Source organism: Streptomyces sp. NPDC051567, assembly GCF_044454165.1.
In the GTDB taxonomy this organism is placed as follows: Bacteria; Actinomycetota; Actinomycetes; order Streptomycetales; family Streptomycetaceae; genus Streptomyces.
Genome location: NZ_JBITDK010000006.1, coordinates 183,411 through 198,269, shown reverse-complemented (window position 1 = coordinate 198,269; position 14,859 = coordinate 183,411). Strand labels below are relative to the sequence as shown.

Genomic DNA, 14,859 nt, shown 5'->3' with positions numbered 1-14,859 from the left:
GGAGGGGCGGGAGGGGCGGCGGGTCAGGTGGTGGTGATCCTCACCGGCAGGCTCTCCAGGCCGTTGACGACGATGGACCGCAGCGGTACGGCGGGGCCGGTCCGTTCGATGCGGTGCGTGGAGTCGAGGAGTTCCTCGAACAGGATGCGCATCTCGGTACGGGTCATCATGGCCCCCAGGCAGAAGTGTTCGCCGGCGCCCAGGGCGAGGTGCCGGTTGGGGCGGCGGGCGATGTCGAACGCGTCCGGGTTCTCGAAGTGGCGCTCGTCCCGGTTCGCGGAAGGGGTCCACAGGACGACCCGGTCGCCGGGTTCCAGGCGGCGACCGCCCAGGAGCACGGGCTCGGTGACCGTGCGCATGATGTGGGTGGCGGTGGAGGTCCAGCGCAGGACCTCCTCGATCGCGGTGGGCATCAGGGTGCGGTCGGTGCGCAGGCGCTCCCAGTCCGCCGGGCGCTCAAGGAAGGTCAGCATGCCGCCGGCCACCGCGAGCCGGACGTTCTCGGTGCCGCCGACCAGGAGGTTGTCGCAGTTGAGGAGGACGTCCTCCTCGGCGAGCAGCTCGCCGTCGACCTCGCCGTTGACCAGGGCGCTCACCAGGTCGTCCGCGGGCTCGTCCATCCGCCGGTACATGAGCTCGACGAAGTAGGCCATGATCTCCTGGTGGGCGATGCTGCGGGTCTCCGGCTCACCGGCGCCGAACGCCCGGCTGGTGAGGGTGAAGAGCATCTCCTGTTCGTGCGCGGGCACGCCCATGAGCCGGCAGATGACGTAGAGCGGCAGCCGTGCCGCGATGTCGGTGACGAAGTCGCATGTGCCGAGGGCTGCCGCCCGGGCCAGTACCGCGCGGACCGCCTCGCGCATCGCGTCCTCCAGGGCGCGTACCGAGCGTGTGGTGAACCAGTCGGCGACCAGGGTGCGCAGGGCTTTGTGGTGCGGCGGGTCGGTCAGTGCCAGGGTGCGGCCGCCGCCCGGGTCCCGGCCGTGGCCCAGGGGGCGGAGCAGGATGCCCCGGGCCGAGCTGAAGACGCGGGCGTCGTTGTAGACGGTGCGGATGTCGTCGTAGCGGGTCACGGACCAGAAGCCGGGGTATTCGGTGGGTTCGTGCCAGCTCACCGGGTTGTTGTCGCGCATCCGGCGGAAGACGGGGTACGGGTCGCCGGTGGCGTACAGCTCGGGGTCGACGAGGTTGACGGTGTCGGGGGCGAGCACGCTCATCGGGAGGCTCCTCGGGGCAGCGGAAGGGTGTGGACGAGGTCCGCGAGGCCCCTGAGGAGCTCGCGGGCGACGGTGTGCGGCACGGTGGCGGTGCGGTGGCTGACCGTGAGCCGCAGGCGTCCGTCGGGGTGGGGCCAGATCTCGGTGTGGACCTCCAGGGGAAGATCGAGGTAGGGCGGGCGCAGGGGGGTGGTGGTCAGGCCGCGCAGGGGGAGTTCCGCCGGGGTGTTGTCCTGGAGCACCAGCAGGGTCTGCGAGAGCGGGGGGCGGCCGGTGCGGGGCGGGTTGAGGTGGCGTACGAGGTCGTGGAAGGAGACGTCCTGGGCGGCGAAGGCCCGCCGCAGGATGCGGGCGGTCTCGGTGACCGCGTCCGGCCCGCCGTCGAGGGCCGTGCCGCGCAGCCGTAGACAGGCCATCTCGATGTGGCAGCCGACCGCGTCGCGCAGCCGGGGGTCGTCGCGTTGGGCCACGGGCACCCCCACCGCGAAGTCGCGCTGTCCGGTGATCCCGGCGAGGAGGCGGCCGTAGAGCGCGAGCAGGACGGCGTAGCGGGTGGCGCCGGAGCGGGCGGCGGCGGCGTCCAGGCGGGCGGCGGCGTCCTCGTCGAGGAGCAGCTCGATGCGGGCACTGTCGCGGTCGCGGTCCGGTGCGGGGCCCGGTGCGGGGGTGCCGGGCCAGCGCAGTTCGGGTACGCCGCGCAGTTCGGCCTCCAGTACGGCGAGCTGGCGGCCCGGGTCGCTCTGGGCGAGCCGTTCGGTACGCAGCCGGGCCGCGGCGGCGAGGGGGAGGCCTGCGGGGAGTGCGGCGGGGGTCGCGCGCAGGGCGGCGTCGTAGGCCGTCGCGAGGTCGGCGGTCAGCACCGCCTCGGACCAGCCGTCGAAGGCGATGTGGTGCACGACGCAGCCGAACACCTGGCGGGAGCCGCCCTCCAGCGGCACCAGGGCGGTGCGCCACACCTCGCCGTCGCCGAGTTCGAGGGGGTCGCCGAGGGTTGCGCGCAGCAGTTCCACCGCCGTGGCGGTGTCCGGGCGGGGGTCCAGGAGCTCCAGGACGGGGGCCGGGAGGTCGGCCGGGCGGGCGACCGGCCGGGGGTGGGGGAGGTAGGCCGTGCGCAGCGTCTCGTGGCGTGCGTGGACGGCCTCGACGGCGGCTTCGAGGGCGTCCAGGTCGAGCCCGGCGCTCTCTTCGTCGATCGCGAAGACCAGCAGGCAGTGGGCCGAGCGGTCCTGTGGGTCGAGGAGGTGCTGGGTGAGGTAGCCGGTCTGCATGGGGGTGAGCGGTACGCCGGACGCCTCGGCGGCGGGAGGGGCGGGTGGAGGTGGCGGGGTGGTGGCGAGCCACTGCCCCAGGGCGCGGGCGGTGGGGCCGGCGTACAGCCGCGACACGGGGACGGGGCGGCCGAGTGCGGCGGCGAGGCGTGCGCAGGCCCGGCCGGCCGCCAGCGAGTTCCCGCCGAGGTCGGTGAAGGGGAGGTGCGGGGGGACGGAGGGCAGGCCCAGTACGGCGGCGAACACGTCGGCGGTCAAGGTCACCAGGGGGTGCTCGTCGGCCGCCGGCCGGTCCGGCGGACCCGGTGCGGGGTGGGGGGCGGGTTCCGGTCCGGGCGGCGCGGTCTCCAGCAGCGCCCGCTCGTCCAGCTTGCCGTTGGCGGTCAGGGGGAAGGAGTCGAGGGAGATCACCGCTTCGGGGCGCTGGTAGGGCACGAGGGTGGTGTGCAGGAGGCCGTGCGCGCCGGTGAGGGGGTCGCCCGGCCGGGTGGGTACGCAGAAGGCGATCAGGCCCTCGGCGGTGCCGGCGGTGTCGCGCCGGGGCACCACGCGGCAGGCGCGCACGCCGGGGAGCAGCGTTTCGATCTGCCGCTCGACCTCGGCGGGTTCGATCCGGTGTCCGCGGATCTTGATCTGCCGGTCGGCCCGGCCCAGGTAGTGCAGCACGCCGTCCTCGTCGAGCCGGCCCAGGTCGCCGGTGCGGTAGACGCGTACCGAGGTGCCGTCCGGGAGGGGCAGGTGGGGGAACTTCTCCTCGGTGAGGCGGGGGTCGCCGAGGTAGCGCAGGGCCAGGCCGTCGCCCGAGAGGCAGATCTCCCCGTCGGCGAGGTGGACCGCGGTGCCGGGGACCGGGCGGCCGACGGGTATCCCGCCGGGCCGGTCGCAGTCGGCCGGTGTGATGCGGTGGGTGGTGGCGAAGACGGTGCTCTCCACCGGCCCGTACCCGTTGATCAGGGCGATGCCGGGGTGGTGGCGCAGGAAGGCGCGGACGTGCGGTACCGAGAGCCGTTCGCCTCCGGTCATCACCTGGGTCAGGCCGCAGAACGCGTCGGGGTCCTCGTCCACGGTCATGTTGAGGAGGCTGCTGGTGAGCCAGAGGGTGTCGGCGCCGTGCAGGGCCACCGCTTCGCGGATCGCCTGGCCGGACAGGTAGGGCTCGTCGACGACCAGGGAGGTGCCGCCGCTGAGCAGCGCCGCCCACAGTTCGAGCGAGAAGGCGTCCCAGGGGAGGGCGGCGGCCAGGGGGATCACCGTGCCGGTGCCGAAGCGGGCGAAGGTGCCGGGGCGCAGCAGGCGTGCGGTGGCACGGTGCGGGGTGAGGACCCCCTTGGGCCGTCCGGTGGTTCCGGAGGTGAAGAACACGCAGGCCGGATCGGACGGGTCGTTCTCGGCGGGGCGGAAACCGCCGGACGGCGGCGGGCCGGCGGGACGGGCCGGCGTGGTCCGGGCCGTCGGGACGGGCAGGGCCGTGGGGGCGGGCGGGGTCCAGGTCCGCAGTCCTGTGCGGGCGCTGCCGGCGGCGTCGGTGACGGCCAGTGGCGCGCCGAGTTCGGCGACGGCCTCGCGGATGCGCCGGTCGGGCCAGGCGGGGTCGAGGAGCGCGTACGCGGCGCCGAGTTTGAGCACCGACAGGATCGCGGTGACCAGGTCGGCGCCCCGGGGCAGCAGGACGGGCACCAGGTCTGCGGCGGCGACGCCGTGTGCGCGCAGCGCGGCGGCCCAGGTGTCGGCGGTGGCGTCCAGTTCCCCGTACGTCAGGCGGCGCGTGCCGTGGACGACGGCGACGGCGTCGGGGTCCTCGGCGGCCCGCAGGGCGACCGCGGTGTGCAGCACCTCCGGGCGGTGGCCGCTCATGCCCCGGCTCCGACGGCCGCGCGCAGCGCCCGGCCGAACAGGTCGATCTCGTCGAGGGTGTTGTAGTAGTGGGTGGAGGCCCGCACCGCGCTCTCGATGCCCCGTTCCGCCATGAAGAGGGGTGTGTGGTGGCCGACGATCTTCCAGACGTTGATGCGCCGCTCGGCGAGCCGGGCCCGGATCACCTCGGCCGGGACCCGGTCGTGCCGGAAGGAGACGATGCCCGACTGGTCGGTGCCCGGGGCGATCAGCTCGGTGCCCGGGGTGGATTCGACGGTGGCGCGCAGGGCCTGGAAGACCTCCTCGTGGTCGAAGGGGGTGCCCTCCTCGAAGAGGGTGAGGGCCGTGTTGAATCCGACGGTGGCGGCGGTGCCGCGTTCGGCGAGTTCCAGGGAGCGGGCGCGGTGGTCGTCGATCCGGTAGCTGGTGGGCGAGTCGACCCGGGCCACGTGCAGGTCGTGGAAGTCCGTCGCCAGGGCGGCACGGAGCTCGGGGGCGACGTAGGCGAAGGCGGTGCCGCGCGGGCCGCGCAGGAACTTGCGGCCGGCCCCGGTCAGGAGCTGGCAGCCGATGCGGCGGGCGCTCACCGGGATCTGGCCGACCGACTGGCAGGCGTCGACGGCGTAGAACGCGCGGTGGGGGGCGAGGATGCGGCCGATCTCCTCGACCGGGTTGACGATGCCGCAGCCGGAGGGGATGTGCGTCACGGACACCAGGGCCACGTCGTCGGCGATGTTCGCGGCCATCCACTCCAGGTCGAGGTCTCCGCCGGGGAGGGTGGGGACGACCTCGACGCGGCAGCCGGTGCGGTCGCGCAGGTTGAACAGGGAGATGAGGTTGCCCGCGTACTCGTACGGGGTGACCCAGACCCGGTCGGCGGGGCCGGGGCGGAGGCCGGGCACCACCGCGCACCACGCGCGGGTGGCGCTGTCGAAGAGCGCCACGTCGTCGGCGGGGGCGTCGAGGACCCGGGCGACGCGGCGGTACACCTCGTCGCCGACGATGTCCTGGTAGTGCTCCTCCGTCTCGTAGCAGCCGTCCGCCGCCTCGCGGTCGAGGACCTCGGCCATGGCCTGCCGGACCTCGGCGGGTACCAGGCCGGCCCCTGCCGTGTTGAGGTGAATCATGTCTCCCACTGCTCTGCCCCTGATCCTTCGTGTGTGTGCGTGGTGCGGTGCCGGCCGTTCCGGTACGGCGGGTCGTACGGTGCGTACGGTGCGGCGCGGGTCAGTAGCCGCCGCCGACGGTGCGGCCGGCGTCGCGGTGGTGCTCGGCGATGTCCGCGAGCGCGGTGAGCACCATGGGCGGGTGTTCGGCCAGGCGGTGCAGCAGGTGCAGCCACCAGTTCTCGCCGTAGGTCGCGTAGACGCGGCAGGCGTGGCCGGCCTCGCGGTACGAGCGCAGCAGCCCTGGGCGGACCCCGTGGAGCATCTCGATCTCGTCGGCGCGGTCCAGCAGGCCGCTCTCCTTCGCCTCCGCGAGGAGCGCGGCGTCCTGGGTGGCCAGGCTGAGGCGGGCACCGCGGTCGACGAGTTCCCCGGCGAGCTGGAGGTAGCGCCGGTCGAGGGCGGGGCCGCGGCCGAGGGCGGTCTCGGAGTTCTCGCAGAAAGCCCCCTTGACCAGGCGTATCCTGCGTCCCTCCAGGGGGAGGGAGCCGAGGTCCCGCTCGGTGCGGTGCAGGTATGCCTGGAGCGTGACGCCGAGGTTGGCGTGGTCGGCGGCGAGTTCGCGGTAGACGTCCAGTACCTCGTCCACGGCGGGCGCGCGTTCCATGCTGAGCACGACCTCGCCGCCGCGGGCGGCGGCGGCCCCGGCGATCCGGGCGGTGTTCTTCCGCGCGAGGTCGGGGGAGAAGGCCAGGCCCAGGTTGGAGAGGTCGAAGCCGAGCTGTCCGGGGACCGGCTCGTGGGCGAGGACCGCGAGGTACTCGCCCACGACGCGTTCGATCTCGGCGGGGTCGGAGTTCTCCTCGCCGACGAACTCCACGGTGGTCCGGTAGGACTTGGCCCGCAGGGTTTCGAGGTGGGCGAGGAACTCGTCGCGGCTCGCGGCCAGTACGTAGCGGCGGGCGGCCGGGGAGAGGATGTCCTGGAGGACGGACCCGGGGGTGGTGAAGGCATCGCGGCAGCGCTCGTCGGCGGCCAGCAGGCGCAGGCCCTTGCCGGCGGCCTCGTGGAGCACGCGCTGGGACATGGCGGACGTCATGACAGGACCTTGACCTTCTCGTCGGTACGGGAAGTGCGAGAGGTGCGGGAGGTGCGGGAGGTGCGGGAGGTGGGTGCGTCCGCTGCGGGGACGGGGGCGGAGGGGGCCGCCGGGGTGCCGGTGGACCCTGCGAGCATCATCAGCTGGGCGAAGCTGGGGCCGGCCGTGGCGGGGTCACCGCCGGCCTGGCGCCAGAGGCGGTACTTGGCCGCGTAGCTGATCACGGTCTCCTTGTCGCGGCGGGACCGGGGGCGGGTGAAGGCGCCGGCCCACAGGCCGTCCCAGGCCGCGTAGCCGGGGTCGTCGAGCAGGACCTTGTGGGCGCGGGCCAGGTTCCAGAACGGGATGCCCGCGTTCATGTGGTGCACGAGGTGGTAGCGGTCGTTGTGGCGGCTGATCAGGAACCGCTCCAGGAAGATGCCGTGGCGGTTGCGGGTGAGCAGGATCTGCTTGTTCTCGCTCTCGGGCATCGGGTAGTGCTCGGAGAGTTCGGCCAGCCAGCCGATCGCCACGTTGGTGGTGAACAGCGGAACGAACCAGAAGAGCAGCAGCTCGGGCAGGACGCCGAACCAGGCGCAGACGCCGAGGACCGCCGCCCACTGGGTGAGGAGGACGATCCGCTCGGTGCGCAGCGGGACGGGAACCGAGACCGTGATCTGCGAGCTGTCGCAGAAGACCCGCTCGCGGGCGATGTAGCCGAGGTAGGACAAGGTGCGCAGGCCGAAGGTGGAAAGGACGACCTCCTTGAGGAAGAAGTGCCGGTCGGAGCGGGTGGTGTCGTACAGGCCGCACTCGATGTGGAAGGTGTAGTCGGGGTCGTTGTGCTCGTCGCCCAGGTTGCGGTGGTGGTTGCCCACGTGGGAGCTGCGGTAGGGGCCGTAGAGGTGCCACACGAGGTAGCCCGAGAGGAGGGAGCCGCCGATCAGGTTGAGCGTCTTGTTGCGGGCGAAGGTCTTGTGGCTCGACTCGTGCAGGAAGTGCGCGAGGAAACGCTGGACGGAGCCGATGACGAGCAGTGCCAGCGGATAGAACCAGTAGGAGACCCCGACGCACAGCGCCACGCAGGCGGCGATCAGCGCGTACTCGAAGAGGAGGGCGAGCGGACCGTGGTGGTTGTCCAGGGTGCGCAGGGCCCGCAGGTCCTTGCGGACGCCCGGCGCGAGCCGGTCGAAGTTCAGTTGTTCGAAGGAAGACATGGGGGTGCCTCTGTTCGTGAAGCGTGGGGCGTGGGCGGTGGGACCGGGCCGGCGCGTGGGCGCGGTCAGTGCGCGGGAGTGAAGCCGAGGGCCTGCCCGTACAGCCGCAGTTCGGCGCGCAGCGAGTCCGCGACGGTGGCGGAGCGCCGGAAGCCGTGTCCCTCGCCCTCGAAGGTCAGGTAGCGGTGGGGCGCGCGGGCGGGGTCGGTCAGTTCGAGCAGCCGTTCGGCCTGCGCGGGCGGGCAGACGGTGTCGTCCAGGCCCTGCATGAGGACGAACGGGGTGCGGATGGACTCCGCGCCGGACAGCGGGGACTGCTTCCCGTACCGGTCGGCGGCCTCGGGCCACGGGCCGATCAGGCCGTCCAGGTACCGCGACTCGAAGTCGTGGGTGCCGCCCTCGGCCCGCCAGCTCACCGGGTCGAGCACCGGGTAGTAGATCCCGGCCGCCCGGTAGAGGTCCGGTTCGGCGACCAGCGAGGCGACCGCGGTCCAGCCGCCGGCGCTGCCGCCGCGGATGGCGATCCGCCCGGGGGCGGCGAGTCCTTCGGCGATCAGGCCGCGGATCGCGGTGGCGCAGTCGGCGACGTCGGTCACCCCCCAGGTGTGGCGCAGCCGTTCGCGGTAGTCCCGGCCGTAGCCGGTGGAGCCGCCGTACTGCACGTCGAGTACGCCGATGCCACGGCTGGTGAAGAAACTGATCTCCTGGTTGAGGACCAGGTGGCTGCGGCTGGTGGGGCCACCGTGCGCGAAGACCAGCCAGGGCGGCAGTTCGCCGTCCGCGCCGGTGAGTCCGGGGTGGTGGGGCGGGTAGGCGTGGGCGTGGACCCGCTCGCCGTCCGGCCCCCGGTAGGTGCGGCGCGCGGGGACGGTGGCGTAGGCGTCGAGGGCCCCGTCGGCCGGGGCGCGGACCACCTCGACCGTGCCCTCGTCCGGGTCCGCCAGGACCACGGTGCGCCGCTGAGCGGGTGAGGAGACCACGGCGGCGACGCGGCGGCCGTCCGTGGCCGCGAAGTGCCATTCGGTGGCCGGGTCCGCGAGGTCGGTGAGGGTGCCGTCGGCGGCGAGGACTCCGAGCCTGCGCTCGCCCACGCCGTGCACGACGGCGAGACGGCCGTCGAGCAGGGGCAGGCACCAGCGCAGGCCGATCCGCCACAGCGCCTCGCCGAACTCCTCGGGGCGCGGGCACAGGTTGCGGGGCGTCCCGTCCCGGGGGATCGCGTGGACGTTCCACCAGCCGTCCGGGTCGCTGACGGCGTAGAGGGTGCCGGACCCGTCGGCGGCCCACTCGGTCTGGGTGACCGATTCGCCGTCGCCGCCCATCAGCGGTCGGGCCGGGGCCAGGGTGCCGTCGGCGAGGATCTCGGCGGCCATCAGCTCGGTGGTGTCCCACGGCATGTCGGGATGGTTCCAGCCGATCCAGGCCACCCGGCCGCCGCCGGGCTCGACCTTCGGGCCGGTCATGAAGTGGTGGGTGGTGGCCAGTTCGCGCACCGCGCCGGGGTCTTCGGCGGCGCGGCCGTCGAGCGGGAGCGCCACCAGGTGGCGTACGGCCGTGACGGCGTGCTCGTCCCCGACCGCCTCGCGCAGGCACCACACCTCCTCGCCGTGGACGGCGAAGTCGGCGTACCGCAGTTCACCGGGCCAGGCTCCGGCGGGGCTGAGCGGCACCGGGTCGGTGCCCGGCCGCCAGCGGTACACCCGCTGGTCGGGGCCGTGGGTGAAGACGATGCCGTCCTCGGCCCGGTCGGACAGGGCCAGCCAGGGCCGGCCGCCGTACTCGATGACCCTGGTGCGTACGTCCCAGCCGTCCGGCAGTACCTCGGCGGTGCCCCGCGGTGTCCGGCGCATCAGCCCGCTGCGGCCGTCCTGTTCGGGGAGCGCCTCGGTCCAGCAGACGTCGGCGCCGAGGAATCCGACCCATTCGAGCAGGGCGTCGCCGCGGGCGGCGTCCTCCGGGGTGACCGGGGAGGGCCAGCTCCCGTACGGGAGGCGGTCGCGGGTGGCGGTCATGCGCCGGTGTCCTGCCCGTAGGCGATCCGGGGGATGCCCGGGGCGCTGCTGTCGAGCCTGTACGACGGCACGGCGGGGTCCTGGCTGACCCAGAAGTGCCCGTCGAGGTCGGACCAGTCGCACACTCCGGCGAGCTGCGCGGCGTAGGCGATGGCACGCGGTGGTTCCAGGAAGCAGCCCAGCATGCGGACGGCGCCCTGCCCGGTCGCGGCCGACAGCGCGGTGAGCGCGGGCAGCAGTCCGCCGAAGCGCATCAGCTTGACGTTCAGGCCGTCGGCCACGCGGACGGCGTACTCGGCGTCGGCGGGGGTGGCGATGCCCTCGTCGAGGAGCACGGCGGTGCCGGGCAGCGCGGCGCGGACCTCGGGGATGAGCCGCGGGTCGCGGACCGGGTCCTCCAGGACCGCCGGGGCGAGCGCGCTCACCAGGGGGCGCAGCCGTTCCCAGTCGGCGCGGTCCCAGCCGCGGTTGGCGTCGAGGATCAGCGGGGCGTCGACCCCGAGGAGGGAGCGCAGCACCCGTTCGTCCTGCGCACCGCCCAGTTTGATCTTCAGTGGCCGTCCGTCGAGGGGGATGTCCTCGCCGATGGGCACGGTGTGCAGCAGTCGGACGAGGCCGGGCTCGGGCAGGCCGAGCAGGTGCCACACCGGTACGCCGGCCCGGCGGGCGGCGCGGTCCAGGAAGGCCATCTCGACGAGCATCCGGGCGGGTGCGCCGACGCCGTCCGCGGCGGCCTTCGCCAGACGGGAGCGGATCGGCTCCAGCGCATCCGCGGTGGCGGCGCACTCCTCGGCGAGGACGCGGGCCAGGGCCCCGGCCTCGGCGGCGATGGCCCGGCCGTCCTGTCCGTAGCCGAGGTCGGCGGCGATCTCGCCCTCGCCCTCGGTGGTTTCGGCGCGGCGCAGTCGCAGACGGACGATGTCGACCGTCCGGATGGTCATGTGGGAGATCTGGAAGGAGCTGGTCAGCGGCCTGGGTTCCACGGTGACGACCACCTCGGGCGCCGCGGGCCCGGTGGGCACCGCGCGGGTGGCGAAACGGGTGCCGAAAGCCGCGGGTGCCCCGGCCGTTGCGGCCGGTACGGCCGGTACGGTCCTCCCGGGCGCCCCGGCCGCCCCGGCGTCTTCGAGCGGCTCGACGGTGATCCGTACGGAGTCCACGAGCGTGCGGGCGAGTTCCCGGGCCTCCTCGGGGGTGGCGGCCCCGACGACCACGGCGCCCACCCGGTCCCCGCCGCTGCGGAAGCCGGTGACGACGTCACCGGGCGCGAGGCGGAGTTCGGCGTGGAGCACGGCCGGGTGGGTGCGCGCCTCCTGCCAGCCGTCGACGGCGGTGACCCGGCCGGCCGGCGGGGCGAAGTAGCGGGTGGCGGCGGCGCGGGAGGCGGGAGGCAGCTCCACGGGGCGGCCCAGCACGTCGTCGTAGACGGCGCCGTACAGTTCCAGTCCTGGCCGGGCGTGCGGCAGCATCCGGTGGATCCAGCCGCCGCCGATCCGCGCGTGCACCTCGCCGAGCACGATCCCCTCGGCGGTCAGCCACAGTTCGACGTGGAAGAGCCCGAAGCGCAGCTCCAGGGCGGTGAGCGCGGCGGTGACGGTGTCCTCGATCTCCCGGAGGGTGTCCTGCGGGAGGGGGGCGGGCAGGACGTGGCCGATCTCGACGAAGTACGGGGGTGCCAGCTTCTCCTTGGCGGTGACCGCGAGCACCCGGGGAGCGCCGTCGAGGAAGACCCCCTCGACGCTGTACTCCTCACCCTGGACGAACTCCTCCACGAGGAAGGGGGCCTGCGGGTCCGGGAGGCGGCCGAGGGCGGCCGTCAGGTCACCGGGCCCGGTGACCTTGCGTACGCCGGCGCTGTCCGCGCCGTCGCGGGGCTTGACCACCCAGGGGCCGGCGGTCCCGGCGAGGAAGGCGAGCGCGTCGCTCCCGCCATGGCACAGGCGCACGGCGGGCTGGCGGAATCCGGCCTCGGCGAGGGCGGCGCGGCAGGCGTCCTTGGTGCGGATGCGGCGGACCGCGGCGGGCGGGTTGCCGAGCAGGCCGAGCCGTTCGGCGGTCTCGGCGACGGCGACCTGTGCCATCTCGCGTACTCCGAAGGCGACGGCGGGGTGGTCGCCGGAGCCGGCGCGGGCGGCGGCCCAGTCGGCGGTGGCCCCGGGGCGGGTGAAGTCGACGGCGGTGGCGCCGTCCGCGGCGGCGGTGACCTCGGGGGTGGCGGCCAGGGTTTCGGCCTGGTTGGTGACATGGGTGTCCAGCCCGCGGGAGCGCGCCTGTTCCAGCGCCTGGACGGCGACGTCGACGCTGAGGGTCATCGCCCCGCCGCCGCCGACCAGCAGCAGCCCGGGGGTCCCGGACCGGGCGCTCACGCGGCCCGTCCCAGGTCGTCGCGGAGCCGGTAGACCTGGTCGGCGAGCTCCTGGACGCGGACGTAGTCCCGTTCCAGCACCTCGGTCGAGTCGTGGCGGGTCCACACCACGAGGGTGGCGGTGTAGAGGTCGACGGTGGGCCGGATACGGCTGCCGGGGGCGAGCTTGGGGACGACGAGGTGGACCGACTCCAGTGCCTCGATCTGCGCGAGGACCTCCTGGTCGAGGCTCTCGACGACGCCGTCCCGGGTGGTGGCGGTGAAGATCTGGCTGGCCTCGGTCAGTTTGCGGTAGCTGCCGCCCGCGTGCCGGTCCAGGAACTCCTGCGGCCGGGCGTAGGCCAGCGCGGTCAGGTCGGCCTGGTTCCCGCCCAGGCAGAGGTCGTGGAAGTCGGGCAGCAGTCCGCCGGAGAGGCGGGCGCCGACCTCGACGAGGGCGGGGCCCTGCGGGGTGACGATGACCTCGGCGTGGGTCGGGCCGTACGCGATGCCCAGGGCGTCGAGCACCTCGTGCATGTAGGCGATGATCTCGGGCGCGGGGCTCGACTCCGGCGGGGTGATGGCGTCCCGGTCGTAGAGGCGGTGGGTGCCGTCGAGGCGCTTGCGGTACTGCCAGATCCCGCAGGCGTGGCGCCGCCCGCCGTACGAGACGAAGTCGACCATGTACTCCTCGCCCTGGAGGAAGGACTGGACGAGGACCTCGTCGTTGGGCTCGCCGAAGATGTTGACGGTGCCGAGGACGGCCTCGGCGGCCTTGCGGACCTCTTCCGGTCCCCGGCAGACGGCCACGCCCTCGGTGGCGGCGGAGGACAGCGGCTTGACGACCACCGGGTAGGCGCCGTGTTCCTCGGCCCAGGCGACGAGTTCGTCGGCGCTGCCGCTCTTGAGCTGGTCGGCGCAGCGGACACCGGCGCGGCGCAGGGCCTCGATCATCTCGTACTTGTCGCGGCGGGCGCGGGAGAGCGCGGTGCCGTTGGTCGGCAGTCCGAGCAGTTCCGAGAGTTCGTCGGCGAGTTCGACGCCGGGTTCCTGGCCCGCGACGACGCAGACCGGGCCGAACTCACGGAGCCGGGCGGCCGTTTCGGCCGGGGTCCCGTAGGGGACCACGGCCCGGTACGCGGTGAGATCGGGCAACCGCATCGAGGTCATCAGCTCGGGTGTGCTCTGTACGTGCACCACGTCGACACCGAGCTTGGCAAACGCCGGAGGCAAATGATTGCCACTGGTGTAGGCGTCCACCAGCACGGCCACTGGGCGCAGTTGTGCGCTCCTCATGTTCTCCACCTTGTGCTCATGGAAAAGCCTGGGCCGGTTCGGGCCAGGTCTGTTCCAGGGATTAGCAAGAGGTTGCCACACAGATTGCCAAGCTGGCAATATCACTCCGCACATCCACTGATCCGCACGCGGAGGAGACCGGCCATGACCGTCACAGCACCCGCCACCACGCCTCGACAGGGCCTGAGTCGTGGTACAGCGCTGGCCCTCGCGGTCGCCGGCGCCCTCACGGTCTCGAACATCTACTTCCCTCAGCCGCTGCTCGACGCCATCGCCTCGGGCCTCGGCGTCACGGACTCGGCCGCGGGCCTGGTCGCCACCGCCGCTCAGGTCGGGTACGCCCTCGGCATCAGCCTGGTCGTCCCGCTCGCGGACGTGGCCCGGCTGCGGCTGCTGACCACGACGCTGCTCCTGCTGACCACCGCCGGGCTGCTGGCCGCCGCCCTGGCGCCCAACCTGGCCACGCTCACGGTCGCCACGGTCGCCCTGTCCACCACCACCGTGCTCCCCCAGGTGATCATGCCCACGGCCGCCTCGATGGCGGGTCCGGGCCACAGCGGGCAGGCCCTCGGGATGATCGGCATCGGGCTGACCCTCGGGGGGACGCTCTCGCGCACCCTGTCCGGCGCGGTGGTCGGCCTCAGCGGGGACTGGCGGACCGCCTACCTGGTCGCGGCGGCGCTCACCGGTGCGCTGGTGGCCTTCCTGCCGAGGCTGCTGCCCGAGCGGGCGGCCGGCGGGACGCTGACCTACCGGGCGCTGATGGCCTCACTGCCGCGGCTGGTGACGGCCCATCCGGAGCTGCGGCTGTCGGCGTTCCTGGGGGCGACGGTCTTCGCCGCCTTCAGCGCGTTCTGGGCGACGCTGGCCTTCCACCTCGCGGCCCCGCCCTTCGGCATGGGAGTCGCCTGGGCCGGACTGTTCGGCCTGTTCAGCCTGCCTGCGGCGCTGCTGTCCTACACGGCGGGCCGGCTCAGCGACCGGCGCGGCCCGCGCCACGTCAACCTGCTGGCCTTCGCCTGCGTGAGCGCGGCCTTCCTGCTGCTCGGGCTGTTCGGCGATTCGATGGCCGCGCTGGTGGTGGGATGCAACCTGCTGGTGTACGGCGGCAGTTGCTGGCAGATCGCCAACCAGGTGCGCATCTTCCGGCTGGACGACGGCATCCGGGCGCGGCTCAACACGCTCTTCATGCTGGCCAGTTTCGCGGGCGGCGCGGTGGGGTCGCTCACCGGCACCGCGCTGTACGGGGCGTACGGCTGGCAGGGGATGATCCTCGGCTGCGGCGGTTTCCTGGTGCTGGCGGGAGCCGGTCTGGTGGCCGGTCGCGGGGCGGGGCGCGCGGGGGGGGGGGGGCGCGCGGCGGGGGGGGGGGGCCGCCCCCCCGCCCCCCCCCCCCCCCCCCCCCCCCCCCCCCCCCCACGGCACCCCCCTTCCGGCAGGGGCGGGGTGGCGGCCCGGCGGGGGTGG

General features: G+C 73.9%; 8 protein-coding genes and 1 pseudogene. 1 reads left to right on the top strand and 8 read right to left on the bottom strand.

Features of this window, described 5'->3' with window-relative positions; all coding sequences use genetic code 11:
• Positions 1 to 23: 23 nt before the first annotated feature.
• From ACIA5F_RS09995 to ACIA5F_RS09960, 8 genes are all read right to left on the bottom strand, one after another.
• Positions 24 to 1,217 (bottom strand): cytochrome P450, encoded by a 1,194-nt coding sequence (locus tag ACIA5F_RS09995; protein WP_399351133.1) that lies wholly within the window; start codon positions 1,215 to 1,217, stop codon positions 24 to 26.
• Positions 1,214 to 4,339 (bottom strand): AMP-binding protein, encoded by a 3,126-nt coding sequence (locus ACIA5F_RS09990; RefSeq protein ID WP_399351131.1) that lies wholly within the window; start codon positions 4,337 to 4,339, stop codon positions 1,214 to 1,216. The genes ACIA5F_RS09995 and ACIA5F_RS09990 overlap by 4 nt, the downstream gene beginning before the upstream one ends.
• Positions 4,336 to 5,466, bottom strand: coding sequence for an aminotransferase class V-fold PLP-dependent enzyme (locus ACIA5F_RS09985; RefSeq protein WP_399351129.1), 1,131 nt, complete (start codon positions 5,464 to 5,466; stop codon positions 4,336 to 4,338). The genes ACIA5F_RS09990 and ACIA5F_RS09985 overlap by 4 nt, the downstream gene beginning before the upstream one ends.
• Before the next feature lie 100 nt (positions 5,467 to 5,566).
• Positions 5,567 to 6,544 carry a proline dehydrogenase family protein gene (locus ACIA5F_RS09980; protein ID WP_399351127.1) on the bottom strand — a complete coding sequence of 326 codons (978 nt, stop codon included), beginning with the start codon at positions 6,542 to 6,544 and terminating at the stop codon, positions 5,567 to 5,569.
• Positions 6,541 to 7,740 carry a fatty acid desaturase family protein gene (locus ACIA5F_RS09975; RefSeq protein ID WP_399351125.1) on the bottom strand — a complete coding sequence of 400 codons (1,200 nt, stop codon included), beginning with the start codon at positions 7,738 to 7,740 and terminating at the stop codon, positions 6,541 to 6,543. The genes ACIA5F_RS09980 and ACIA5F_RS09975 overlap by 4 nt, the downstream gene beginning before the upstream one ends.
• A 65-nt stretch (positions 7,741 to 7,805) precedes the next feature.
• A complete protein-coding gene (locus ACIA5F_RS09970; protein WP_399351123.1) occupies positions 7,806 to 9,752 on the bottom strand; it encodes an alpha/beta hydrolase family protein in 1,947 nt (648 codons plus the stop codon).
• Positions 9,749 to 12,118: an ATP-grasp domain-containing protein gene (locus tag ACIA5F_RS09965; protein ID WP_399351121.1), complete on the bottom strand. Its 2,370-nt coding sequence runs from the start codon at positions 12,116 to 12,118 to the stop codon at positions 9,749 to 9,751. The genes ACIA5F_RS09970 and ACIA5F_RS09965 overlap by 4 nt, the downstream gene beginning before the upstream one ends.
• Positions 12,115 to 13,392: an ATP-grasp domain-containing protein gene (locus ACIA5F_RS09960; protein WP_399351119.1), complete on the bottom strand. Its 1,278-nt coding sequence runs from the start codon at positions 13,390 to 13,392 to the stop codon at positions 12,115 to 12,117. Before ACIA5F_RS09960 ends, ACIA5F_RS09965 begins: the two co-directional genes overlap by 4 nt.
• On the opposite strand from ACIA5F_RS09960, the pseudogene ACIA5F_RS09955 reads away from it, so the two are divergent.
• Positions 13,330 to 14,763 (top strand): annotated as a pseudogene (locus tag ACIA5F_RS09955) (MFS transporter); the annotation flags it as partial. The gene ACIA5F_RS09960 and the pseudogene ACIA5F_RS09955 overlap by 63 nt on opposite strands.
• Positions 14,764 to 14,859 lie beyond the last annotated feature (96 nt).

What these genes read in the sequence shown, in the direction of transcription:
- ACIA5F_RS09980 (WP_399351127.1), bottom strand. Translation starts at nt 6,544, where the DNA reads ATGACGTCCGCCATGTCCCAGCGCGTGCTCCACGAGGCCGCCGGCAAG.
- ACIA5F_RS09975 (WP_399351125.1), bottom strand. Translation starts at nt 7,740, where the DNA reads ATGTCTTCCTTCGAACAACTGAACTTCGACCGGCTCGCGCCGGGCGTC.
- ACIA5F_RS09960 (WP_399351119.1), bottom strand. Translation starts at nt 13,392, where the DNA reads ATGAGGAGCGCACAACTGCGCCCAGTGGCCGTGCTGGTGGACGCCTAC.
- ACIA5F_RS09970 (WP_399351123.1), bottom strand. Translation starts at nt 9,752, where the DNA reads ATGACCGCCACCCGCGACCGCCTCCCGTACGGGAGCTGGCCCTCCCCG.
- ACIA5F_RS09985 (WP_399351129.1), bottom strand. Translation starts at nt 5,466, where the DNA reads ATGATTCACCTCAACACGGCAGGGGCCGGCCTGGTACCCGCCGAGGTC.
- ACIA5F_RS09995 (WP_399351133.1), bottom strand. Translation starts at nt 1,217, where the DNA reads ATGAGCGTGCTCGCCCCCGACACCGTCAACCTCGTCGACCCCGAGCTG.
- ACIA5F_RS09990 (WP_399351131.1), bottom strand. Translation starts at nt 4,339, where the DNA reads ATGAGCGGCCACCGCCCGGAGGTGCTGCACACCGCGGTCGCCCTGCGG.